Here is a 23,103-nt window from a genome sequence, read left to right as displayed (position 1 = left end):
AGGAAACCATGACCCAGATCTTCGATAACCCCGCCGATTTCGCGGATGAGGCACTGGACGGGTTCGTCGCTGCCAACCGCGGGTTTGTTACCCGCGTTGACGGCGGCGTGGTCCGCTCCACCGAGGTTCCCGCCGGGCAGGTGGCGCTGGTGGTGGGCGGCGGTTCCGGCCACTACCCGGCGTTCGCCGGCCTGGTGGGCCCCGGCCTGGCCACAGGTGCCGCATGCGGGAACATGTTCGCTTCGCCCGCGGCCGGCCAGGTGTACAGGGTGGCCAAGGCCGCGAATGCAGGCGGCGGCGTGCTCTTGAGCTACGGCAACTACGCCGGCGACGTGCTCCACTTCGGCCAGGCCCAGCTGCGCCTCAACGCCGAAGGCATCGAGACGCGGACCGTCCTGGTCACTGACGACATCGCCAGCGCCCCGCTGGACGAGATCGAAAAGCGCCGCGGCATCGCCGGCGACCTCACAGTCTTCAAGATTGCCGGTGCCGCCGCCGAGGCGGGCCTGGACCTGGACGCGGTGGAGGAGCTGGCCATCCGGACCAATTACCGCACCCGTTCGCTGGGTGTGGCCTTCGACGGCTGCACCCTCCCCGGCGCCGACCGGCCACTGTTCCACGTGCCGGCAGGACAGATGTCGCTGGGCCTGGGCATCCACGGGGAACCGGGCATCTCCGACCACCCCATGCCCACCGCCTCCGAACTCGCCGGCCTGCTCGTTTCCAGGCTGCTCGCGGACAAGCCGGAGGATGCGGGGGACCGCGTGGTGGCCATCGTCAACGGCCTGGGGACGGTCAAGTATGAGGAGCTGTTCCTCCTGTTCGGCAAGATCGAGAAACTCCTCGCGGCCGCGGGCCTGACCGTGGTGGAACCCGAATGCGGGGAGCTTGTCACCAGCCTGGACATGTCCGGTCTTTCCCTGACCCTGCTGTGGCTGGATGACGAACTCGAACGGTTCTGGGTCGCCCCTGCCAGTACCCCGGCCTTCCGTAAGGGAAACGCCGAACCACGGAAGCGCCGGGAACTGGCCGGACCCCAGGCAGGCGTCGCCGCTGCAGCGGAAGACACGACGGCGACGGCGGCGGTGGTGGGCAGGCTGGCGGCCGCCGTGCTCGCCGAAGTGCAGGACGTCGTCGTCAAGCACGAGGCCGAGCTCGGCAGGCTGGACGCCATCGCCGGCGACGGCGACCACGGCATCGGCATGCGCAGGGGCGTGGACGCTGCAGCCGCAGCGGCGCAGGACAGCGCCGCGGCCGGGGCGTCCGTGGAACGGGTACTGACAGCGGCGGGTGAGGCGTGGAGCGAGCGGGCCGGCGGGACCTCGGGCGCGCTCTGGGGATCAGCGGTCATCGCCGCCGGACTCACGCTGGGTAACAAGGACGCCTACAGCGGGGGAGAAGCCGCCGCCGCAGTGAACGCTTTCGCGGACGCCATCACCGCCCTGGGGAAAGCCGAACCGGGCGACAAGACCATGGTGGACGCGCTGCTTCCCTTCCGGGACACATTCCAGGCAGCGTTCGACGGCGGCGCGCCGGTGGCGGATGCGCTTGCCGCGGCATCGGCGGCGGCGCAGGAGGCTGCCGCGGCCACCTCGTCCCTCAGGCCCCTCAAGGGGCGGGCGCGGCCGCTGGCCGAAAAGAGCCTCGGCCACCCGGACCCCGGCGCAGTTTCCTTCGCCCTGATTGCAGCGAGGCTGTCGGACTACCTCAACTCTGAGCAGGCCAGGCATGTCCTGGCTGATTACCGGATGGCCGCTTCCACGGCCGGAAATGGAGCCCAAGCATGAACAACAACAGCATCTCCGAAGGCTGGCGCATCGTCATCGGCAATGACGAGGCCGGCGTCGAATACAAGCAGGCACTGAAAGCGCTGCTTGAAGCGGACAGCCGCGTGGCGTCCGTCGTGGATGTGGGGGTGGGAGCCAATGATTCCACCGCCTACCCGCATGTCGCCGTGGATGCCGCCCGCAAGGTGGCCGCGGGCGAAGCGGACCGTGCCCTGCTGATCTGCGGCACAGGCCTGGGAGTGGCAATCGCGGCGAACAAGGTTCCCGGCATCCGGGCCGTCACCGCCCACGACGGCTATTCCGTGGAGCGGTCCGTGCTCAGCAACAATGCGCAGGTCCTCACCATGGGCCAACGCGTCATCGGCCTGGAACTGGCCAAGAAACTGGTGGGCGAATGGCTTGACTACCGGTTCGACGAAACGTCGCCCTCCGCCGCCAAAGTGGACGCCATTTGCTCCTACGAGCCCGAATCAACGAAAGCAGTCTGACCATGACCGAAACAACAAACAACCCCGCTGCGGCAAGCACAAACGGCTCCCGGAAGATCGCCGTCATCGGTTCCGGCTACATGGGCGGCGGAATCGCGCAGGTCCTTGCCCTGGGAGGGGCACGGGTGGCGCTTGCCGATGTGTCCGCCGAAGTGGCGCAAAGCAATTACGACCGGCTCCTGGTCGAGTCCGACCAGTTCGTAGCCGACGGACTGTTTCCCGCCGGGGCCACCGAAATCCTGAAGCAGAATCTGTGGGCCGCCAAGGACATCGAGGAAGCGGTGGCGGACGCTGACTTCATCGAAGAGGCGGTACCGGAAGTCATCGCCATCAAGCATCAGACGCTGGCCCGGATCGGTGAAGCCGCCAAGCCGGACGCCATCATCGGCTCCAACACGTCCACCATCTCCATCGCCGAACTGTCCCAGCCGGTCAGCCGCCCCGAGCGCTTCCTCGGCGTCCACTTCTCAAACCCGTCGCCGTTCATCCCCGGGGTGGAAATCATCCCGCACGCCGGGACTTCGGCAGCTGCAGTGGCAGCTGCCCGGGACCTCGTCCACGCCGCAGGCAAGCAGACCGCCGTGGTCAAGGACGTCACCGGGTTTGTGCTTAACCGCCTGCAGTACGCGCTCTTCCATGAAGCCGCGCAGCTGGTGGAACAGGGCATTGCCACCGCCGACGACGTGGACACGCTGGTCCGGACCACATTCGGCTTCCGGCTCCCGTTCTTCGGCCCGTTCGCCATCGCCGACATGGCCGGACTGGACGTCTACAACTTCTGCTACCAGTCCCTCCAGAAGGATTTCCCGGAACGCTTCGCCACTCCGAAAATCCTCAGCGACCTGGTGGAGGCCGGAAAGCTGGGCACCAAGACCGGTGCCGGGTTCCTCAACGTCCCGGCGGAACGTACGCCCGAGCTGATCGCCTACCGCAACAAGGCCTACGTGGCCATGCAAAAGCTGCTTGACGACCTCGGCCCGGCCCCCATCAGCTGAGCCTGTCCACTCCCGTCCTTCTTCCAACGCCTGAGGAGCACCATGAGCACTTTCCCCACGGAACGCACGGCAATAATTACGGGCGCCGTCTCCGAGCGGGGCATTGGCCGCGCCACCGCAAACTACCTTGCCGCCCAGGGCTGGAACATCGGCATCATCGATCTTGACGATGCCCTGTGCAAGGCCACAGCCAAGGAGCTTGCCTCCCAGTACGGGGTCCAGGCCCACGGCGCCGGTGCCAACGTGGCAGACGAAGCGTCCGTCCGTGCGGCCATCGACTCGATCGAGGCCGAGCTGCCGCAGGTCGTTGCGCTGGCCAACGTTGCCGGCGTCAGCTCCCCGGTTCCCTACCTGGAGCTCGATGCTGCCGAATGGAACCGCGTGCTGGACATCAACCTGAATGGTGTCCACTACGCCACCAAGCGGGTCGCTGAATCCATGGCCAGGAACCGGATTGGCCGCATCGTCAACATTTCCTCGGTATCCGCCCAGCGCGGCGGCGGCACCTTCTCCAAGACTCCCTACTCAGCGGCAAAGGCAGGCGTGATCGGCCTGACCCGTGCCACTGCCCGTGAACTGGGGGAGTACGACATCACCGTCAACGCCATCTCTCCCGGTCCCATCGATACGGACATCATGGGCGGGACGCTCAGCGAAGAACGGAAAGAGGAACTCACCAAAGACCTGGTGGTCAACCGTGTGGGCTCCACCCGTGACATTGCCGCCGCCATCGCCTTCCTCTTCAGCGAAGACGCCGGCTACATCTCCGGCCAGACGCTGAACGTGGACGGCGGGCTCTACATGCATTAGGAAAAGGGCATCCCATGGGCTCCTGGAGCAAAGAACGTCGGATCTACCTGGCCATCGGCATCCTCGCCTGCCTGGCCGGTGTGGCGCTCATCGCCTTTTCGATCTAGCCGTTCACCGCTGGCTTCGATTCACTCTTACACACTCAAAGAGGAGTTTTTATGTCCCTAACAGCAGCATCCACCAAGGAGCTCCTGGATTCGCCGGTCCTCAAATCGGCGGTCTCCAAGGCTTCCTTCCGGCTGATGCCGATGCTCGTCATCCTGTACATCGTGGCGTTCCTGGACCGCACCAACGTTGGCTTTGCTGAAGCAGCGCTGAGCGTGGACCGCGGCGTCACCGCGGGAGCGTACGCGCTCGGCGCCGGAATCTTCTTCATCGGCTACGCCCTGTTCGAAATCCCGAGCAACCTGCTCCTGACCAAGTTTGGGGCAAAAGTGTGGCTGGCGCGGATCGCCATCACCTGGGGCATCGTTTCCTCGTGCTTTGCCTTCGTGCAGGGGGAAACCTCCTTCATCATCCTGCGCTTCCTGCTCGGTGTGACCGAGGCCGGCCTGTTCCCGGGCGTCATCATGTTCCTCGCCGCCTGGTTCCCCAACAAGGTGCGCGTCAAGATGTTCGCGATCTTCTACCTTGCCCAGCCGTTCTCCCAGATGATGGGCGCGCCGCTCTCCGGCTGGCTGATCAACATCGGCGGCCAGGTCCCGGGTGTGGCCGGCTGGCAAGTCATGTTCTTTGTCGAAGGCATGCTGGCCGTGGTTGCCGGCATCGCCGCCTACTTCTTCCTGATCAACGGCCCGCAGGACGCAAAGTTCCTGAACCCGGCTGAAAAGAAGGCCCTGCTCGACGTCATGGCGCTGGAAGACAACGTCAAGGAGGAAACCGGCCCCCGTGGTGTCCTCGCAGCCATGAAGAACCGCAAAGTCTGGTACTTCACGGCCATCTACTTCTGCCTCCAGGTGGCGGTGTACGGAGTAACCTTCTACCTCCCGCAGCAGGTGTCCCAGCTGACGGGCCAGAAGGTGGGCCTGATGGTGGGGCTGCTGGCGGCTATCCCGTGGTTCTTTGGCATCTTCGCCTGCTACTTCATCGGCAGGGCTGCCAACACTGTGGTCCGCCGACGCATCTGGGGCACCGGCCTGTTCCTTTCCACCGGCCTGTGCATCTTCGGGTCTGCGTGGGCCGGAGCCAACCATCTCCCCGCACTCGGCATCATTTTCATCACCCTTGCCGTCTGCAGCTTCCTGTCCACCGGCCCCATTGCGTGGTCATACCCCACCGCTTTCCTGACCGGAACGGCGGCCGCCGCCGGCATCGGCCTGATCAACTCCCTGGGCAACCTGGGCGGCTTCGTGGCTCCGATCCTCCGGACTACGGTCAACCAGGTCACAGCGTCGGAAACAGGAACAATGGGGGTCTATGCACTGGGCGTCCTGCCGTTCGTTGCGGCGGCCATGATGTACGCCACCAAGCGGTTCCGCAACAAGGCCGACGACCTGCTCGACACGGAGTAAGAGCGGTCGGATGCCTGATTACACCATCACAGGACAGCAGGGCGGCGAACCCGTCTACGTGGGCGTCAGCACCAAAATGTACTTGGGATACCGGGCTTCCCTGGATTGGCTTGCCCGCATCAGGCACGAAGTGGACACCCGCCCGGCCCTTGCGGCCGGGCGGGTGGTCCCGTTTGTGATCCCCAGTTTTCCGGTCCTGCCCGCCGCCGCGGCCCTTCTGGAGGGGGCGCCGATGTTGCTGGGTGCGCAAAACTGCGGCTGGGCTGACGGCCCGTGGACCGGGGAGGTGGCGCCATCCATGCTGGCCGAACTGGGCGTGCGCCTGGTGGAGATCGGCCACGCCGAGCGGCGCCGGCATTTCCACGAGGACAACGCCGTCGTTGCCCGCAAGGTGCGTGCAGCGGACGACGCCGGGCTGACGCCGCTGCTCTGCGTGGGAGAAGACTCGGTGGGGGAAGGCGGCGCCCTTGACGCCGCCCGCGTTGTACACGGGCAGATCCAAGCGGCGGTTGGCGGCGACTGGACTCTGGCCTCCCGCCTGGTCGTTGCCTATGAGCCCGTCTGGGCCATCGGCGCTGCCGAGCCCGCGGACGCCTGGTACGTGTCCGACGTCGTCCGTCACCTCCGTGCGCTGCTCGCCGGGGATGGGCTCCCGGAGGTTCCGGTCATCTACGGCGGGTCAGCCAAGCCCGGCACGCTTCCCAGGCTCGACGGCGTTTCCGGGCTGTTCCTGGGACGCTTTGCCCACGATGCAGCGAACTTCGGGAGGGTACTGGACGAGGCGCTGGAACTGGCAGCGAAGAACACCGGCTGCCGGGCCGGCTGAACGGGTAGGCCGCTCAGCCGGCGACGGCGGCGCGCAGGGCCAGGATCCGCTGCAGTTCGCGGCGTTCTTCGGCCTGGTGCAACTGGACGTCCCTGCCGCTCAGGATCCGTTGCCTGGTATTCGCAAGCCGGGTTGCAGCCTTCAGGAATTCCTTCATCTGCCGCTTCTTCCCGTACCCGGCTGCCCAGCTCAGGGCGGTGCGCCTTCCCCCCAGCGTCGCAAGCAGTTCCACCTCGGCGGGGGTGAACCAGCCTGCTGCCGAGTACTCCAGAAGCCGCTGGCGGGTCAGCCGTTTTTCCGCGACGCGCAGCAGGATGATGCCGCCCACGGCAAGGAAGAAGATGGGCACCTGGACCAGAATGTAGTCCACCAGGAAACCTTGGCCCATGCTGTTCCACCGGTTGTGCAGGAACATGGCCGGCAGCAGCCCCACGAAAAATGCGGCCACCGAGGCACCGGCGTGCCACCGCCGGGCAGCAAAGCCCATGATGAGACCTGTGGTGCCGGTAAAAATCGCATGGGCGAACGGGGACATCACCCCGCGAAGGAAAAAGACCTGTGCAAAGTCGCCCGCAGGGTCTGCGGATTCGGCAATGGCCCGGCCGAAGTAGAGGATGTTCTCCGTGAAGGCGAATCCTCCGGCGATGGTGAACGCGAAGACCACCCCGTCCACGGGTCCGTCGAAGTGTTTCCGCGCCATCAGGAGAAGAATCAACAGCCCCAGGGATTTGGCGAACTCCTCCACGCTGGGAGCCTGGACTGTGGCCATATAGGTCTGCAGGTCGGGCTCATCGGAGAACTGGAACGTCAGGACAAAGAACGGCTGGATGAGCAGGGTCACCGCAATGGACACCGCTGCACCCCAGGTGAAAGCGAAGTAGAGGAGCCGCTTGGGTTCCGGCTCCCACTTGTCAATGATGTAGACGGCCAGGAGCACCACCGAGAGCGGAATCAGCGATGCCAGGAAACCCACCAGGAAACCGGCCGGGCCGGTGTTGGACAGCAGGAACGGCACCACCAGGAACAGGCTGAGGAAGGCAAGGATGCTGCCTCCGAGCGTCAATCCCAGGAGGCCGCTGCGCGTCCGTCCTGATTTCACCATGGCACCCTGGACCTGCGGCGGGACCATGGCGTCCACGGGCCGGCCCTGGTGGCCCGGGGCCGGACGGTAGTTGCCAGGCTGGATATGTCCCATCCAGCTGGGGTTGGCCTCGGTTGGGAGCGGCGCAGTTTCCCCGCCCCAAGGATCTTCGGGCGGCCCGGACGCAGGGTGGCGAGGATGCATCGACATACCGGAAAGCCTAGGTGCGAGTCGCCGTGGCTCCTAGGATCACGGCAGTTTGGTCCCGGTGAGCCGCCGCAGTGTGACCATTACCGCGTTCCCGCGGAACATGCCGGAAGGGGCCCATGTGGTAATTTTGGAGCGCACATAATCCTTTTTTAATTCCGTCCTGTGAGGCGGGGAAAGGGGAGACGAGCGTTGACTACTGTCACCAGCGCACCGGTTCCAGCCAGGGTTGTCCTCAGCCAGGCGGATATTGACCGGGCCCTCACTCGTATCGCCCATGAGATCCTTGAGGCCAACAAGGGTTCCCAGGACCTCGTCCTGCTGGGCATCCCGCGCCGCGGCTACCCGCTGGCAGTCCGGCTCGCCGGCAAGATCGCCGCGGCGGACAGCACGGTCGATGCTGCCGCAATAGTCGGCCAGCTGGATGTCACCATGTTCCGTGATGACCTCTCACACCAGGGCACGCGCCCGCCGTACCCCACCAAACTTCCACGCACTGGCATCGACAACAAAGTCGTGGTCCTGATCGACGACGTCCTGTACTCCGGCCGCACCATCCGTGCCGCCCTGGACGCACTCGTGGACCTGGGCCGCCCGCGCATCGTACGCCTGGCCGTGCTGATCGACCGGGGCCACCGCGAACTTCCCATCCGCGCGGACCACGTGGGCAAGAACCTGCCCACGTCGTCGTCGGAAAAGGTCCGCGTCCGGCTCGAGGAAACTGACACTGCCCCCGGCGGCGCACCCGTGAATGAAGTAGTCATCGAGGGCGGCTCATGAAGCACCTGCTGTCCACCGAAGACCTCAGCCTCGCCAACGCCATCCGCATCCTGGACACCGCCGAGGAAATGTCCGCCGTGGGCGACCGCGAGGTCAAGAAGCTCCCGGCCCTGCGCGGCCGGACCGTGGTCAACCTCTTCTTCGAGGATTCCACCCGCACCCGGATCTCCTTCGAGGCCGCCGCAAAGCGCCTCTCCGCGGACGTCATCAACTTCGCCGCCAAAGGTTCCTCCGTCTCAAAGGGGGAGTCCCTGAAGGACACCGCCCAGACACTGTCCGCCATGGGCGCTGACGCGGTCGTGATCCGGCACTGGGCCTCCGGCGCACCCCACCGGCTCGCCGCCACCGACTGGATCGACGCCGCCGTCATCAACGCCGGGGACGGCACCCACGAACACCCCACCCAGGCGCTGCTGGACGCCTTCACCATGCGCCGGCACTGGACGCGCCTGGCTGGCACCGAATCCCAGGGCGCCGATTTGAAGGGCATGCGGGTGGCCATCGCGGGCGACGTCCTGCACTCCCGGGTGGCCCGCTCCAACGTCTGGCTGCTGCGTACCCTCGGCGCTGACGTGACCCTGGTGGCGCCGCCCACCCTGCTGCCCATCGGCGTCGAAAAGTGGCCCTGCAAGGTCAGCTACAACATGGACGAAACCCTGGGGCAGGGCGTGGATGCCGTCATGATGCTCCGTGTCCAGGGCGAACGCATGAACGCCTCCTTCTTCCCCAGCACCCGTGAATACTCACGGCGGTGGGGTTTTGATGACAACCGCCTGCGGGCGCTGGACAACCTGGGCATGAAAGACACCATCATCATGCATCCCGGCCCCATGAACCGCGGCCTGGAAATCTCCGCAGCTGCTGCCGATTCCCCCCGTTCCACCGTGCTGGCCCAGGTCCGCAACGGGGTCTCGGTGCGGATGGCCGCGCTGTACCTGCTGCTCTCCGGGGACACCCGCGAACCAGCCGCCACCCCCGCCCTGGCCTACGCCGGCACCCATTCCACCAAGGAGAGCAACTGATGGCCGCCAACACCGGTACCTACCTGATCCGCAGCGCCTCGATCCTGGGCGGCGAACCGGCCGACCTGCTGATCCGCGACGGCGTCATCGCCGACACCGGAACCGGCCTTTCAGCCGAAGGCGCCACCGTCATTGACGCTGCAGGCCTCGTGGCCCTGCCCGGCATGGTGGACGTCCACACCCACCTCCGTGAACCGGGCCGCGAGGACGCCGAAACCGTCGAGACCGGGACACGGGCCGCGGCGCTGGGTGGCTACACTGCCGTCCATGCCATGGCCAACAGCACTCCCGTGGCGGACACGGCAGGCGTGGTGGAACAGGTCTACACCCTCGGCCAGGCGGCCGGCTGGGTGGACGTGCGTCCGGTGGGAGCCGTCACCGTGGGCCTCGCCGGCGAGCAGTTGGCCGAGCTGGGTGCCATGGCTGATTCCCGCGCCCGCGTGCGGATGTTCTCCGACGACGGCATCTGCGTCCACGATCCGGTCCTGATGCGCCGCGCCCTTGAGTACGTCAAAGCGTTCGACGGCGTGGTAGCCCAGCACGCGCAGGAACCTCGGCTCACCGCCGGGGCCCAGATGAACGAAGGGGACGTATCCGCCGTCCTGGGACTGGCCGGCTGGCCCGCAGTGGCCGAGGAAAGCATCATCGCCCGCGATGTCCTGCTGGCCCAGCACGTGGGTTCACGCCTCCATGTCTGCCACGTCTCCACCGCCGGCTCTGTGGAAATCATCCGCTGGGCCAAGGAACGCGGCATCAACGTCACCGCGGAGGTCACCCCGCACCACTTGCTGCTCACCGATGACCTCGTCCGCAGCTACGATCCCGTGTTCAAGGTCAACCCGCCGCTGCGCACCGATGCCGACGTCCAGGCCCTCCGGGCCGGACTGGCGGACGGCACCATCGACGTCGTGGGCACGGACCACGCGCCGCACCCCAGCGAGCACAAGGAATGTGAGTGGGCGCAGGCAGCGATGGGCATGACCGGACTGGAAACCGCATTGTCCGTGGTCCAGCACAGCATGATCGAAACAGGCCTGATGACCTGGGCGGATTTTGCCAGGGTCACCTCTACCGCAGCTGCGAAAATCGGCCGCCTTGAAGACCAGGGCAGGCCCCTGGAAGCAGGGGAACCGGCAAACGTCATTCTGGTGGACCCGGCCGCGCGGTGGACGGTTGATCCGTACCGGATGGCAACCATGGGCCGGAACTCACCGTTCAAGGGAAGGGAACTGCCGGGCAAGGTGGTGGCCACCTTCTTCAAGGGCCATCCCACGGTCCTCAACGGCGAACTCAACACCCCGTACCCGCACGCTGCCGCCACCGCCGCAGGCGTCGCCTGATGGACAAGATCCTTCCCGGACTTGCGATGCTGGCGATCATCGCCGTCGTCTTTGTCCTCCTCGCCATCGGCTGGCGCAACAGGCTCCGCCGCCAGTCCGACGTCGGCCAGTTGCCTGCGGTGCCCACCGAACCCGGGCAGCCGCTCGCCGCCGCAGAAGGGCAGTACGTCGCCACCACCACAGCCGGCGACTGGCTGGACCGGATCGCCGTGCACAGCCTCGGAATCCGCACCAACGCCGGCCTCGCGGTCTATCCGCACGGCGTCCTCTTTGACCGTTCAGGAGCGCCGGCCCTCTACATCCCGGCGGCGACGCTGACCGGGGTCCGGCAGGACAGCGGCATGGCCGGCAAGTTCGTGGAAAAGGACGGCCTGCTGGTCCTCGCCTGGACCCACGGCAGCCACGCGCTGGACACCGGGTTCCGCACCCGCCGCGCGGCGGACAAGGACGTTCTGTTCGAAGCACTTCAGGAATTGATTTCTTCGGCCCCCGCGGCTGATGCCAATAGTGGAAAGTAAGACAGTGACAACAAACACAGCAGTATCCGCTCCAGTTTCCGCGCCCGCTGCGCTGGTCCTCGAAGACGGCCGCATCTTCCGCGGAAGCAGCTACGGCGCCACCGGAACCGCCTTGGGCGAGGCCGTCTTCGCCACCGGGATGACCGGTTACCAGGAGACCATCACGGACCCCTCCTACGCCCGCCAGCTCGTGGTCCAGACGGCCCCGCACATCGGCAACACCGGCGTGAACAATGACGACGCCGAGTCCCGCCGCATCTGGGTGGCCGGCTACATCGTCCGCGACGCCGCCCGCCGTCCGTCCAACTGGCGCTCCGAGCGTTCACTGGACGAGGAGCTGGTGGCCCAGGGGATCGTGGGCATCCAGGGCGTGGACACCCGGGCGATCACCCGCCACCTGCGCGAGCACAAAACCATGCGCGCCGGCATCTTCTCAGGGGAAGCCGCCCAGGCCACGGACAAGGAGCTGCTCGACGCCGTGCTGGCCAGCGCCCCGATGGAAGGCGCGCGCCTGGCAGAGGAAGTCAGCGTCGACGAGGCATATGTGGTGGAACCCAAGGACCACGGCTGGGACGGCGAACCCCGCTTCAGCATCGCCGCCGTCGACCTCGGCATCAAAGCCATGACCCCCGTCCGGTTCGCCGAGCGCGGCGTCCGCGTCCACGTGCTGCCCGCCACCGCCACCCTGGCGGACGTCAAGGCCGTCAACCCGGACGGCTTCTTTATGTCCAACGGCCCCGGCGACCCCGCAACCGCCGATGCCCAGGTCAAGCTGCTCCGCTCCGTCCTGGATGAAAAGCTGCCCTACTTCGGCATCTGCTTCGGCAACCAGATCCTGGGCCGCGCCTTGGGCTTCGGCACCTACAAGCTCCGCTACGGCCACCGCGGCATCAACCAGCCCGTGATGGACCGCCGCACCGGCAAGGTGGAAATCACCTCCCAGAACCACGGCTTTGCCGTGGATGCACCGCTCGACGGCGCCACCCAGGCCCCTGAGGCGCGGTACGGCCGGGTGGAGGTCAGCCACGTCAGCCTCAACGACGACGTCGTGGAAGGCCTCGCCTGCCTCGACATCCCCGCCTTCTCCGTGCAGTACCACCCGGAAGCAGCGGCCGGACCGCACGACGCCGCCTACCTCTTCGACCGCTTCATCGACCTGATGGAAGGCACCCGGGACGGCCGCACCGCCAACCTGTCCAAGGACCCGGTGGACTCCGCACACCCCGCCGGCGCTGAACACAAAAACGACAACAAGACTGAGGACAAGAAGTAATGCCGAAACGTACAGATCTCAAAAGCGTCCTCGTCATTGGTTCCGGCCCGATCGTCATCGGCCAGGCCGCCGAGTTCGACTACTCCGGCACGCAGGCGCTGCGCGTCCTGAAGGAGGAGGGCCTGCGGGTCATCCTGGTCAACTCCAACCCGGCCACCATCATGACCGACCCCGAGTTCGCCGATGCCACCTACATCGAGCCCATCACCCCCGAGGTGGTGGAAAAGATCATCGCCAAGGAGCGCCCGGATGCCGTGCTGCCTACCCTGGGCGGCCAGACGGCCCTGAACACGGCCATCGCCCTGGACAAGAACGGGGTACTGGAGAAGTACAACGTGGAGCTCATCGGAGCCAACATCGCCGCCATCGAACTCGGCGAGGACCGCGAAAAGTTCAAGGGCGTGGTGGAGCGCTGCGGTGCCGAATCCGCCCGCAGCCACATCATCCACAGCATGGACGAAGCCCTGAAGGCAGCCGAGGACCTCGGCTACCCCATGGTGGTCCGGCCGTCCTTCACCATGGGCGGGCTGGGTTCCGGCCTTGCCTACAACGAGGATGACCTGCGCCGCATCGTGGGCCAGGGCCTGCAGTACAGCCCCACCAGTGAGGTGCTGCTCGAAGAGAGCATCCTCGGCTGGAAGGAATACGAGCTCGAGATGATGCGGGACAAGAACGACAACGTCGTGGTGGTCTGCTCCATCGAGAACTTCGACCCCGTGGGCGTCCACACCGGCGACTCCATCACGGTGGCGCCCGCCCTCACCCTCACCGACCGCGAATACCAGCGGCTGCGCGACATCTCCATCGCCGTCATCCGTGAAGTGGGCGTTGACACCGGCGGCTGCAACATCCAGTTCGCCATCGACCCCGCCACCGGCCGTGTTGTGGTCATCGAAATGAACCCCCGCGTGTCCCGCTCCTCGGCGCTTGCCTCCAAGGCCACAGGCTTTGCGATTGCCAAGATCGCCACCAAGCTCTCCCTGGGCTACACCCTGGACGAGATTCCCAACGACATCACCCAGAAGACCCCCGCGTCCTTCGAGCCCACCCTCGACTACGTGGTGGTCAAGGTTCCGCGCTTCGCGTTCGAGAAGTTCCCGGCCGCGGACAACACCCTCACCACCACCATGAAGTCGGTGGGCGAGGCCATGGCCATGGGCCGCAACTTCACGGAAGCCCTGCAGAAGGCCCTGCGCTCCCTGGAGCAGAAGGGCTCGCAGCTGGACTTCAGGTCCGTTCCCGAGTGGGAAGTCGCCGAGCTGATCGAGAAGGCCAAACGCCCCACGACGGAGCGGCTGCACCAGGTCCAGCGCGCCCTCCTCGGCGGCGCCACCGTGGAGCAGCTCTTCGAAGCGACCAAGATCGACCCCTGGTTCCTTGACCAGCTGCAGCTGCTGAACGAGATCTCCCATGAGATCCGCCAGGCCGGTGCCCTCACGGTTGACATGCTGAAGCGCGCCAAGCGCCACGGCTTCTCCGATGAGCAGATCGGCGCCCTCACCCACAACTCCGAGGCCGTGGTCCGCGGCGTCCGCCAGGCACTGGGTATCCGTCCGGTCTACAAGACCGTGGACACCTGCGCCGCGGAATTCGCCGCCTACACCCCGTACCACTACTCGGCCTACGACGAGGAGGACGAGGTTGCGCTGCACTCCAAGCCGTCCATCCTGATCCTCGGTTCGGGTCCCAACCGCATCGGCCAGGGCATCGAGTTCGACTACTCCTGCGTGCACGCCTCGATGGCACTGCGCAAGGCCGGCTACGAGACCGTCATGGTCAACTGCAACCCGGAAACCGTGTCCACGGACTACGACATCTCCACCCGCCTCTACTTCGAGCCGCTGACGCTCGAGGACGTGCTGGAGGTCATCGCGGCAGAGGAACGCACCGGCGGCGTAATGGGCGTCTTCGTCCAGCTCGGCGGCCAGACACCGCTCAAGCTGGCCCAGCAGCTGGCCGACGCCGGCGTGCCGATCCTCGGCACCTCCCCGGAGGCCATCGACCTCGCCGAGCACCGCGGGGCCTTCGCCCAGGTGCTGGACAAGGCCGGCCTGATTTCGCCCAAGAACGGCACCGCGGTGTCCTTCGAGGACGCCAAGAAGATCGCTGACGAGATCGGCTACCCGGTCCTGGTCCGCCCGTCGTACGTTCTCGGCGGCCGCGGGATGGAGATCGTCTACGACGAGCCCAACCTGTCCCGCTACATCGCCAACGCCACGGAAATCACCCCGGACCATCCGGTGCTGATCGACCGGTTCCTGGAGGACGCCGTCGAAATCGACGTCGACGCCCTCTTCGACGGCACCGACCTGTACCTGGGCGGCATCATGGAGCACATCGAGGAAGCCGGCATCCACTCCGGCGACTCCGCGTGCGTCCTGCCGCCCATCACGCTGGGCACCAACGTCCTGGAACGGGTCCGCACCGCAACCCGTGCCATCGCCGAAGGCGTGGGCGTGCGCGGCCTCATCAACATCCAGTTCGCCCTGGCCTCAGACGTGCTGTACGTGCTCGAAGCCAACCCGCGCGCATCCCGGACCGTGCCGTTCGTCTCCAAGGCCACCGGTGTGCAGATGGCCAAGGCCGCAGCCCTGATCGGCACCGGCGTGACCATCAACCAGCTCCGCAGCGCCTACAAGATGCTGCCCGAGGTGGGGGACGGTTCCAGCCTCCCCCTGGACGCCCCGGTCTCCGTCAAGGAAGCCGTCCTGCCGTTCAGCCGCTTCCGCACCCTTGAGGGCAAGGTGGTGGACTCCCTGCTCGGGCCCGAAATGCGCTCCACCGGCGAAGTCATGGGCATCGACAAGCATTTCGATACCGCCTTCGCCAAGAGCCAGGCCGCCGCGAACAACGCCCTGCCCACGGAGGGCAAGATTTTCGTCTCCGTGGCCAACCGGGACAAGCGTTCGGTGATCATGGGCGTCAAGCGGCTCTCCGACCTCGGCTTCGAGATCGTGTCCACCGGCGGCACCGCGGACGTCCTGCGCCGCAACGGCATCCAGGCTACCCCAGTCCGCAAGGTGGCAGAAGGCAGCAGTGCCGAAGGCGAAGGCACCATCGCGGACCTGGTGGTCGCCGGTGAGATCGACATGGTCTTCAACACGCCCTCCGGTGGTGAGGCCCGCAGCGACGGCTACGAACTCCGTGCCGCTGCCACGTCCATCGGCATACCCTGCATCACCACGGTGGCCGAGTTCAACGCCGCGGTGCAGGCCATCGAGGCGATGCGGACCTATGAGTGGTCGGTCACCAGCCTGCAGGAGCACGCCGCTGCCCTGGCAGAATCCCAGAAGGCGGCCCTGCAGCATGCCTGAGACGGTATCCGGCGCCGGCCGGGAGCCCTTCGGCTCCCGGCTCGGCGCGGCCATGGCCGCGCGCGGCCCGCTCTGCGTCGGCATTGATCCGCACCCGGCGCTGTTGAAGGACTGGGGACTGGACGACGACGCCGCTGGGCTGAGGCGCTTCTCCCTGACCGCCCTGGAGGCGGTGGCTTCCCTCGCTGCCGCCGTCAAGCCCCAGGTGGCACTGTACGAGCGCCACGGCTCGGCCGGCATGGCCGTCCTGGAGGAACTTCTCGCCGAAGCACGCGACGAAGCGGTGCTCACCATTGCCGATGCTAAACGCGGCGATATCGGTTCCACCATGGCCGCCTATGCCGATGCCTGGCTGCGGGATGATTCGCCGCTGGTTGCGGACTCGGTCACCCTTAGCCCGTACCTCGGCTTCGAGTCCCTGCGGCCTGCACTGGACCTCGCGGCCCAGACCGGGCGCGGCGTCTTTGTCCTGGCATTGACGTCCAACCCGGAGGGCGCCTCCGTCCAGCACGTCGGGGGAGTGGATTCCGTGGCCCGCCGGATCACGGAAGCGGCCGCGGCGGAGAACGGCCGCTATGCGGGACCCCTGGGTTCAGTGGGCCTGGTGGTGGGAGCCACCGTGGGCGCAGCCCTGTCACGGCTGGACCTTGACCTGGCCGCCGTGCGCGGCCCCATCCTGGCTCCCGGGCTCGGTGCCCAGGGAGCCACGCCTGCTGATCTTCGCGCGACCTTCGGTGCTGCCTACCCGCAGGTCCTGGGTACCTCCAGCCGGGAGATTCTCTCTGCCGGTCCGGAGCGGCGCAGATTGCGGGAGGCCGCCCAGCGGACCCTGGACGGACTCCTCGGCGAATAGTGTCCTGTTTCGCCCGATGCATTGATTCGGGCAGCACCAGAGGGTAGTTTCAGGACAGGTCCAAGGGCGGCCGCCCTTGGACGAATCCGCCGAATCCGGGGGTGTCCACCATGGTCCTGCGACCGTTATCCGCGTCGGAACGGGCTGAGGCCCTGAGCAAGGCAGCAGCAGCAAGGGCCGCCCGGGCGGCAGCCAAGGAAAGCCTGAAGAACGGTGAGCGCTCTGCCGCGGACATCATCACCGCAGCGCTTCAGGACGACGCCCTGGCACGGATGAAAGTGTCCGAACTGCTTGAGGCACTGCCGGGGATCGGCAAGGTCAGGGCGGCGGCGATCATGGGCCAGTTGGGCATTGCGGCGTCCCGCAGGGTCCGCGGCCTGGGCGTCCACCAGCGCCGGGCACTGGTAGATTTTATAGACGAGAACTAGGGCTGACCCCACCAGGGCCAGCCTTCGACGAACTCCGGCACAAAGGAATACGTGAGTAATAAACCGGGACTGACAGTCCTCGCTGGTCCGACGGCTGTTGGCAAAGGCACCGTGTCCACCTACATCCGGGACAACTATCCCGAGGTCTGGCTGTCCGTATCCGCCACCACCCGCGCTCCGCGCCCGGGAGAGCAGGACGGCGTCCACTACTTCTTCAAGTCCAAGGAGGAGTTCGAAAAGCTCATCGCCGACGGTGAACTCCTGGAGTGGGCCGTGGTCCACGGCCAGAACACCTACGGGACGCTGAAAAGCACCGTGAACCAGGCCATCGCGGAAGGCAGGTCGGTTCTCCTGGAGATCGACCTGCAGGGCGCGCGCCAGGTCAAGGCTGCCGTTCCGGACGCCCAGTTCGTGTTTCTGGCCCCGCCCAGCTGGGACGAAATGGTCCGCCGGCTTGTGGGCCGCGGCACGGAAACCCCCGAGGAACAGCAGCGACGCCTGGAAACCGCTAAACTGGAACTTGCTGCTGAACCGGAGTTCGACCACACCGTTATCAATGACGACGTTCGCCGGGCAGCGGACGAGCTTGTTTCACTCATGGGGCTGACCCCGCATCCGCACGGAACGCCGGAACACTCAGCCCGCTAGAACTTTGGAGAATTCGTGTCCACGAACCTTGAAGGCATCATCAACCCGCCGATCGACTCGCTGCTCGAGGCAGCCGATTCCAAGTACGGCCTGGTGATTTTCGGTGCCAAGCGTGCTCGTCAGATCAACGCTTACTACGCCCAGCTGCACGAGGGCCTGTTCGAGTACGTCGGCCCGCTGGTTGACACCAAGCTGAACGAGAAGTCCCTCTCGATCGCCCTGCGCGAAATCAACGAAGGCAAGCTGGTTTCCACACCGATCGAAGCCGCGGAGTAACACTGCCGCCTGACGTGCTGTTGACGGAGATCACGTGCGCATAGTCCTCGGAGTCGGGGGAGGGATTGCCGCCTACAAGGTGGCATCGCTCCTCCGGCTTTTTACTGAAGCCGGCCATCACGTCACCGTGATCCCCACGGAGGCGTCCACCCGGTTCGTTGGCACCGCCACGTGGGAGGCGCTGTCCGGGAACCCGGTCAGCAACAGCGTTTTCGACGACGTCCACCAGGTCAACCACGTCCGGCTGGGCCACGAGGCGGACCTCGTGGTGGTGGCACCGGCCACGGCGGACCTCCTGGCCAAGGCCGCGACAGGTCAGGCCGGGGACCTCCTCACCAACACGCTCCTGATGGCCCGCGGTCCGGTCCTGTTTGCCCCGGCCATGCACACCGAGATGTGGCAGCACGCCGCCACCCAGGCCAACGTTGAAACCCTGCGCAGCCGCGGGACCGCCGTCCTGGAGCCGGCCACCGGAAGGCTGACCGGCGCGGATTCCGGGCCTGGACGGCTTCCCGAGCCCGAGGCAATCTTCGACGCCGCCATGGCACTTGTGCAGGGCAGTTCCGACTTCCAGCTGCCCCTGGCCGGCCGGACAGTCACCATCACCGCCGGCGGCACCAGGGAGCCGCTCGACCCCGTCAGGTTCCTTGGGAACAGGTCCTCGGGAAAGCAGGGCGTCGCCCTGGCGGTGGCTGCCCGCAATGCCGGGGCCACAGTCCGGCTGCTGGCAGCCCACATGGAGGTTCCCCCGCCGGCAGGTGTCGAGGTGGTGCCTGTGGAGACTGCGCTGCAGCTCCGTGAAGCCGCGCTGGCGGCGGCCGCTGATTCCGACGTCGTCATCATGTCGGCAGCGGTGGCGGACTTCCGTCCGGCGGACGTATCGGACACCAAAATCAAAAAGCGTGAGGGCCATTCCGACCCCGTCATCACGCTGGTCCGCAACCCGGACATCCTGCAGGAGCTCGTGGAACGGCGTAATGCCCGCAGCGCAGACGCGTCCGCAGGGCACCAGCTGATCGTCGGGTTTGCCGCCGAGACCGGTGACAGTGAAGGCGATGTGCTCGCCTACGCCGAGGCAAAGCTGCGGCGCAAGGGCTGCGACCTGCTGGTGGTCAACCACGTGGGGACGGACAAGGTCTTCGGCCAGGACACGAACTCCGTGGTCATCCTTGCCCGCTCCGGCTCCGAACCGCAGGAGGCTGCAGGAACCAAGACGGAGGTTTCGGCCGCCATCATCAGCCGGATCGGCTTTGAACTGAATTCCGTTTCACCCCGCGCCTGAGTGTTTCAGGCCACGTTTGCTTAGCACGGAGACATCTCCCGACGTCCTCTGCAGGTAGCGCGGATCCCAACCAGTAAGGTAGTTAAGTGACTTTACCGCTGCACATTCCCCAGACGTCCGGGGCCTCGCCTACCGCGCTCCGGCTCTTCACCTCCGAGTCGGTTACCGAGGGCCATCCGGACAAGATCTGCGACCAGATCAGTGATGCCATCCTGGACGCCCTGCTGGCCGCCGACCCGGAGTCCCGGGTAGCGGTGGAAACCATGGCCACCACCGGCCTGGTGCACGTTGCAGGCGAAGTCACCACCGACGCCTACGTTGAAATTCCCCAGATCGTCCGAGAGACCATCCTCGGCATCGGCTACGACTCCTCTGCCAACGGATTCGACGGCGCCCGCTGCGGTGTCTCCGTATCCATCGGCCAGCAGTCCAACGACATCGCCGGCGGTGTGTTCAACTCGCTGGAGGCCCGCGAGGGGCGCCAGGAAGACGATTACGACCTGCAGGGCGCCGGTGACCAGGGCCTGATGTTCGGCTACGCCAGCGACGAAACCCCGTCCTACATGCCCCTGCCCATTTGGCTGGCGCACCGCTTGTCCGAGCGCCTCACCGAAGTCCGCAAGACCGGCGAACTGGCGTACCTCCGCCCGGACGGCAAGACCCAGGTGACCGTGGGCTACGACAAAGACGTCCCGGTGTCGGTGGAAACAGTAGTTATCTCCAGCCAGCATGCAGAGGGCGCCAGCCTGGACCAGCTACGTGCGGACCTCGCGTCCATCGTCATCGAGCCGGTACTGGCAGGCGCAAACCTCGATCTGTCCCGGGTCCGGAACATCCTCAACCCCGCCGGCGAATTCGTCATCGGCGGGCCGGTGGGGGACGCCGGCCTGACGGGCCGCAAGATCATCGTGGACACGTACGGTGGCATGGCCCGCCACGGCGGCGGCGCTTTCTCGGGTAAGGACCCGTCCAAGGTGGACCGCTCAGCCGCTTACGCCATGCGCTGGGTTGCCAAGAACGTGGTGGCTGCCGGGCTGGCAAAGCGGGCGGAAATCCAGATTGCCTACGCTATCGGCCAGGCCCGTCCCGTGGGGACCTATGTGGAAACCTTCGGCACCGAAACCGTCGATCCTGCCCGCATCAGCGCTGCGATCGCTGAGATCTTCGACCTCCGGCCGCGCGCCATCATCGACGCGCTGGACCTGAAGCGTCCCATCTACGCCAAGACGGCCGCGCACGGGCACTTCGGCCGCGACGAACCGGACTTCACCTGGGAACGGCTGGACCGCGTGGACGAGCTGAAGGCATTCTTCAACGCCTGATCCCTAAGCGCCTGGACACCCAGCGCTTGGACACCCAGCGCCTCGTGACGTTGGGACTTGTGACCCGGCGCGGCGTCCTGGGCGGTGTGTCCGGGCCGGCGCGCGGCTAATGTCAGTAGCCCGTGGTTGGCTGGGCATGTCCACCAGTGAACCGAACGGAGATGATTGCCATCGCTGAAGCTTTGCAGCCGTCGCTCCTCCAGGGATTCCCTACGGCGGCCCGGCCGGCCGGGCCGCAGCTGGCAGGACACTTGCCCGTGGCGAAGGTACTGGTGGAATCGTCGCTTCCGCACTTGGACCGCCTTTTCGACTACGGCGTTCCGGAGGGCCTGGATGAGGCTGCGCAGCCGGGGGTCCGGGTCAAGGTCAAGTTCAACGGCCAGGAGCTCAGCGGCTTCCTGATGGAGCGGGTCGCCGTGTCCGACGCCGGGCAAAGCCTGGTGCCCCTGGCCAAAGTGGTGTCGCCGGTCGCCGTCCTCACGCCCGCCGTCCGCGAACTGGTTGCCTCGGTTGCTGCCCGCTACGCAGGGACTGTCAGCGATGTTGTTCGCGTTGCCGTTCCGCCCCGCGTGGCACGGCTGGAAAAGGAGCTGGTTACCGGGCCGACCGGCGAACAGCCTGCCGGGCAGCCAGCAGGGGAAACGCTGTTGCAGCCGGGGGAGGCAGATCCGGACGGTACAGGAGCGGCGCCGGACGCTGTCGGTGGGTTCGTGGCAGGCCCTGCCTGGCAGCTTTACCATAACGGCGTGCCCTTCCTTCGCCACCTTGCGGACGGCGGTGCCCCCAGGGCGGTCCTGAACCCGCTGCAGGGATTCGGTCCGGGGGGTTGGCCGCAGCTGCTGGCCGAGGCAGTCGCGGCAACCTATGCGTCGGGGCGTGGCGCGGTGGTGGTGGTGCCCGATTACCGGGACCTAGACCGGCTCGAAGAGGCTTTGCATGCCCTGTTGCCGCCGGAGGCTGTTGCCCGCCTGACGGCCGACGATGGTCCCACCCCCCGGTACAGGAATTTCCTTCGCCTCCTCACGGGGAGTGCCAGGGTGGCGATTGGCACCCGGTCGGCTGCTTTTGCCCCCGTGACGGACCTGGGCCTGGTGGCCTGCTGGGACGACGGCGATGACCTCCATATTGAGCAACGCGCCCCGTACGCCCATGCGCGCGATGTCCTGCTCCTGCGTGCCGGGCAGGAAGGTACGGCCTGCCTCCTTGCAGGGCACGCCAGGAGCACCGAGTCCCAGCGGCTGGTGGAAGCCGGATGGGCGCAGGCTGTTGAGGCCGCCCGGCCCGACGTGCGGTTGACCGTGCCACGGGTGGTGAATACAGCGGACAGCTTCGAACAGGAGCGGGATCCGCTGGCCCGGATAGCCCGGCTTCCCGGCGCCGCATGGCGGGCCGCCAAGGAGGGCCTGGAACGCGGGCCGGTCCTGGTGCAGGTTGCGCGCGCCGGATATGCGCCGTCCCTTGCGTGCGGGACTTGCCGGGAACCGGCGCGCTGCGGCACCTGCCAGGGACCCCTGGCCGTGTCCGGCGCCAGCGGCTCCTCAGCAATGCCCCAATGCCGGTGGTGCTCCACTCCCGCACCAGGATGGCAGTGCGGCCGCTGCGGAGGCCGGCGGCTCCGCAAGGGTGCCACCGGTGCGATCAGGACGGCTGAGGAACTCGGCCGGGCATTTCCCGGCAAGGCCGTCATCACGTCCTCCGGAGACCAGGTGAGGGCGAAGGTGGACGCTGCCAAGGCTCTGGTGGTGGCCACAGTGGGCGCTGAACCGGTAGCCCCGGGGGGTTACGCCGCCGCCCTGCTCCTGGACGGAGACTCGCTGCTCCGGCGCGAAAGCCTTCGCGCCGGCGAGGACACGGTCCGCCGCTGGTTCAACGCCGCTGCCCTGGTCCGTCCCGCATCCGAGGGCGGCCTGGTGGTGGTGACCGCCTCGGACGCGGCGTCCGTTGGCGCCCTGCTCCGGTGGGACCCTGCCGGTTACGCCCAGCGGGAGCTGGCGCTGCGGGTGGAGCTGCAGCTCCCCCCCGCGGTGCGCATCGCCTCTGTGACCGGGCCGCGCGCCGCCGTCGAACATTACACGGCTGCCGTGGAGGCGGAATTGCGTGCTGCCGGCATCACGGTCCGGATGGCCGGGCCGGCGCCGCTGGTGCTTCATGGTCCGCCCTCAGCCCGCCGCCCTGCAGAGGACGTCCGTACCCTGGTCTTCTTCCCCTACGCCCAGGCGGCGGCCGTTACCCGTGTCCTGCGGGTGGCCCGGGCCGCGGCGGCTGCAAAGAGGACCACCGAACCATTCCAGCTCCGGCTGGATGGTGTGGACGTGCTCTAGCTGAGCAGGCCCGGCGGGCGG

General features: G+C 66.8%; 20 protein-coding genes. 19 read left to right on the top strand and 1 reads right to left on the bottom strand.

Translation table 11 applies throughout. From position 1 onward, the window contains the following. Nucleotides 1-8 precede the first annotated feature (8 nt). The 6 genes from dhaL to ASPHE3_RS09875 all read left to right on the top strand — a co-directional run bounded on the left by dhaL (nt 9) and on the right by ASPHE3_RS09875 (nt 6,417). Entirely contained in the window at nt 9-1,787 is a 1,779-nt protein-coding gene (gene dhaL, locus ASPHE3_RS09900) for a dihydroxyacetone kinase subunit DhaL (RefSeq protein ID WP_013601087.1), read from the top strand. Continuing rightward, nucleotides 1,784-2,275 (top strand): ribose-5-phosphate isomerase, encoded by a 492-nt coding sequence (locus ASPHE3_RS09895; protein WP_013601086.1) that lies wholly within the window; start codon nt 1,784-1,786, stop codon nt 2,273-2,275. The genes dhaL and ASPHE3_RS09895 overlap by 4 nt, the downstream gene beginning before the upstream one ends. 2 nt (nt 2,276-2,277) lie before the next feature. After that, a complete protein-coding gene (locus ASPHE3_RS09890; RefSeq protein WP_013601085.1) occupies nt 2,278-3,270 on the top strand; it encodes a 3-hydroxyacyl-CoA dehydrogenase family protein in 993 nt (330 codons plus the stop codon). A 42-nt stretch (nt 3,271-3,312) separates the two neighbouring features. Continuing rightward, entirely contained in the window at nt 3,313-4,080 is a 768-nt protein-coding gene (locus tag ASPHE3_RS09885) for an SDR family NAD(P)-dependent oxidoreductase (RefSeq protein WP_013601084.1), read from the top strand. A 158-nt stretch (nt 4,081-4,238) separates the two neighbouring features. Then, nucleotides 4,239-5,591 carry an MFS transporter gene (locus ASPHE3_RS09880; RefSeq protein WP_013601082.1) on the top strand — a complete coding sequence of 451 codons (1,353 nt, stop codon included), beginning with the start codon at nt 4,239-4,241 and terminating at the stop codon, nt 5,589-5,591. Nucleotides 5,592-5,601: 10 nt separating this feature from the next. Next, complete coding sequence (locus ASPHE3_RS09875; protein WP_013601081.1) at nt 5,602-6,417, top strand: triose-phosphate isomerase family protein; 816 nt, start codon at nt 5,602-5,604, stop codon at nt 6,415-6,417. 13 nt (nt 6,418-6,430) lie between these two features. On the opposite strand, the gene ASPHE3_RS09870 is transcribed toward ASPHE3_RS09875, so the two are convergent. After that, nucleotides 6,431-7,708, bottom strand: coding sequence for a PrsW family intramembrane metalloprotease (locus ASPHE3_RS09870; protein ID WP_041652073.1), 1,278 nt, complete (start codon nt 7,706-7,708; stop codon nt 6,431-6,433). A 189-nt stretch (nt 7,709-7,897) separates the two neighbouring features. Here ASPHE3_RS09870 and pyrR point away from each other — a divergent pair, with 189 nt between their 5' ends. From pyrR to ASPHE3_RS09805, 13 genes are all read left to right on the top strand, one after another. After that, nucleotides 7,898-8,485, top strand: coding sequence for a bifunctional pyr operon transcriptional regulator/uracil phosphoribosyltransferase PyrR (gene pyrR / locus ASPHE3_RS09865; protein ID WP_013601078.1), 588 nt, complete (start codon nt 7,898-7,900; stop codon nt 8,483-8,485). Next, nucleotides 8,482-9,507: an aspartate carbamoyltransferase catalytic subunit gene (locus ASPHE3_RS09860; protein ID WP_013601077.1), complete on the top strand. Its 1,026-nt coding sequence runs from the start codon at nt 8,482-8,484 to the stop codon at nt 9,505-9,507. The genes pyrR and ASPHE3_RS09860 overlap by 4 nt, the downstream gene beginning before the upstream one ends. Beyond that, on the top strand, nt 9,507-10,847 hold the full coding sequence (locus tag ASPHE3_RS09855) for a dihydroorotase (protein ID WP_013601076.1): 1,341 nt from the start codon (nt 9,507-9,509) through the stop codon (nt 10,845-10,847). The genes ASPHE3_RS09860 and ASPHE3_RS09855 overlap by 1 nt, the downstream gene beginning before the upstream one ends. After that, nucleotides 10,847-11,365, top strand: coding sequence for a PH-like domain-containing protein (locus ASPHE3_RS09850; protein ID WP_013601075.1), 519 nt, complete (start codon nt 10,847-10,849; stop codon nt 11,363-11,365). The genes ASPHE3_RS09855 and ASPHE3_RS09850 overlap by 1 nt, the downstream gene beginning before the upstream one ends. Continuing rightward, nucleotides 11,346-12,638 (top strand): glutamine-hydrolyzing carbamoyl-phosphate synthase small subunit, encoded by a 1,293-nt coding sequence (gene carA / locus ASPHE3_RS09845; protein ID WP_049786055.1) that lies wholly within the window; start codon nt 11,346-11,348, stop codon nt 12,636-12,638. The genes ASPHE3_RS09850 and carA overlap by 20 nt, the downstream gene beginning before the upstream one ends. Further along, nucleotides 12,638-15,952: a carbamoyl-phosphate synthase large subunit gene (gene carB, locus ASPHE3_RS09840; protein ID WP_013601073.1), complete on the top strand. Its 3,315-nt coding sequence runs from the start codon at nt 12,638-12,640 to the stop codon at nt 15,950-15,952. The genes carA and carB overlap by 1 nt, the downstream gene beginning before the upstream one ends. After that, entirely contained in the window at nt 15,945-16,805 is an 861-nt protein-coding gene (gene pyrF, locus ASPHE3_RS09835; RefSeq protein WP_013601072.1) for an orotidine-5'-phosphate decarboxylase, read from the top strand. Before carB ends, pyrF begins: the two co-directional genes overlap by 8 nt. Nucleotides 16,806-16,915: 110 nt before the next feature. Beyond that, on the top strand, nt 16,916-17,233 hold the full coding sequence (mihF, locus tag ASPHE3_RS09830; protein ID WP_174266613.1) for an integration host factor, actinobacterial type: 318 nt from the start codon (nt 16,916-16,918) through the stop codon (nt 17,231-17,233). Between the two features lie 51 nt (nt 17,234-17,284). Beyond that, on the top strand, nt 17,285-17,881 hold the full coding sequence (gmk, locus tag ASPHE3_RS09825; protein WP_013601070.1) for a guanylate kinase: 597 nt from the start codon (nt 17,285-17,287) through the stop codon (nt 17,879-17,881). A gap of 15 nt (nt 17,882-17,896) precedes the next feature. Next, nucleotides 17,897-18,157, top strand: coding sequence for a DNA-directed RNA polymerase subunit omega (gene rpoZ / locus ASPHE3_RS09820; protein WP_003800778.1), 261 nt, complete (start codon nt 17,897-17,899; stop codon nt 18,155-18,157). A gap of 34 nt (nt 18,158-18,191) precedes the next feature. Continuing rightward, nucleotides 18,192-19,439 carry a bifunctional phosphopantothenoylcysteine decarboxylase/phosphopantothenate--cysteine ligase CoaBC gene (gene coaBC / locus ASPHE3_RS09815; protein WP_013601069.1) on the top strand — a complete coding sequence of 416 codons (1,248 nt, stop codon included), beginning with the start codon at nt 18,192-18,194 and terminating at the stop codon, nt 19,437-19,439. Nucleotides 19,440-19,525: 86 nt separating this feature from the next. Continuing rightward, nucleotides 19,526-20,761 carry a methionine adenosyltransferase gene (gene metK / locus ASPHE3_RS09810; RefSeq protein WP_013601068.1) on the top strand — a complete coding sequence of 412 codons (1,236 nt, stop codon included), beginning with the start codon at nt 19,526-19,528 and terminating at the stop codon, nt 20,759-20,761. A 161-nt stretch (nt 20,762-20,922) separates the two neighbouring features. Beyond that, on the top strand, nt 20,923-23,082 hold the full coding sequence (locus ASPHE3_RS09805; RefSeq protein WP_013601067.1) for a primosomal protein N': 2,160 nt from the start codon (nt 20,923-20,925) through the stop codon (nt 23,080-23,082). The last annotated feature ends 21 nt before the right edge of the window (nt 23,083-23,103 follow it).

The organism is Pseudarthrobacter phenanthrenivorans Sphe3 (assembly GCF_000189535.1).
In the GTDB taxonomy this organism is placed as follows: Bacteria; Actinomycetota; Actinomycetes; order Actinomycetales; family Micrococcaceae; genus Arthrobacter; species Arthrobacter phenanthrenivorans.
The sequence above is the reverse complement of the archived record's forward strand: the minus strand, read 5'-3'. Positions and strand labels throughout refer to the sequence as shown.

Bases quoted from the DNA above. Each gene is read 5' to 3' on its own strand.
- dhaL (WP_013601087.1), top strand. From the start codon at position 9: ATGACCCAGATCTTCGATAACCCCGCCGATTTCGCGGATGAGGCACTG.
- ASPHE3_RS09895 (WP_013601086.1), top strand. From the start codon at position 1,784: ATGAACAACAACAGCATCTCCGAAGGCTGGCGCATCGTCATCGGCAAT.
- ASPHE3_RS09890 (WP_013601085.1), top strand. From the start codon at position 2,278: ATGACCGAAACAACAAACAACCCCGCTGCGGCAAGCACAAACGGCTCC.
- ASPHE3_RS09885 (WP_013601084.1), top strand. From the start codon at position 3,313: ATGAGCACTTTCCCCACGGAACGCACGGCAATAATTACGGGCGCCGTC.
- ASPHE3_RS09880 (WP_013601082.1), top strand. From the start codon at position 4,239: ATGTCCCTAACAGCAGCATCCACCAAGGAGCTCCTGGATTCGCCGGTC.
- ASPHE3_RS09875 (WP_013601081.1), top strand. From the start codon at position 5,602: ATGCCTGATTACACCATCACAGGACAGCAGGGCGGCGAACCCGTCTAC.
- ASPHE3_RS09870 (WP_041652073.1), bottom strand. From the start codon at position 7,708: ATGTCGATGCATCCTCGCCACCCTGCGTCCGGGCCGCCCGAAGATCCT.
- ASPHE3_RS09860 (WP_013601077.1), top strand. From the start codon at position 8,482: ATGAAGCACCTGCTGTCCACCGAAGACCTCAGCCTCGCCAACGCCATC.
- ASPHE3_RS09855 (WP_013601076.1), top strand. From the start codon at position 9,507: ATGGCCGCCAACACCGGTACCTACCTGATCCGCAGCGCCTCGATCCTG.
- ASPHE3_RS09850 (WP_013601075.1), top strand. From the start codon at position 10,847: ATGGACAAGATCCTTCCCGGACTTGCGATGCTGGCGATCATCGCCGTC.
- carA (WP_049786055.1), top strand. From the start codon at position 11,346: ATGCCAATAGTGGAAAGTAAGACAGTGACAACAAACACAGCAGTATCC.
- carB (WP_013601073.1), top strand. From the start codon at position 12,638: ATGCCGAAACGTACAGATCTCAAAAGCGTCCTCGTCATTGGTTCCGGC.
- pyrF (WP_013601072.1), top strand. From the start codon at position 15,945: ATGCCTGAGACGGTATCCGGCGCCGGCCGGGAGCCCTTCGGCTCCCGG.
- mihF (WP_174266613.1), top strand. From the start codon at position 16,916: ATGGTCCTGCGACCGTTATCCGCGTCGGAACGGGCTGAGGCCCTGAGC.
- ASPHE3_RS09805 (WP_013601067.1), top strand. From the start codon at position 20,923: ATGATTGCCATCGCTGAAGCTTTGCAGCCGTCGCTCCTCCAGGGATTC.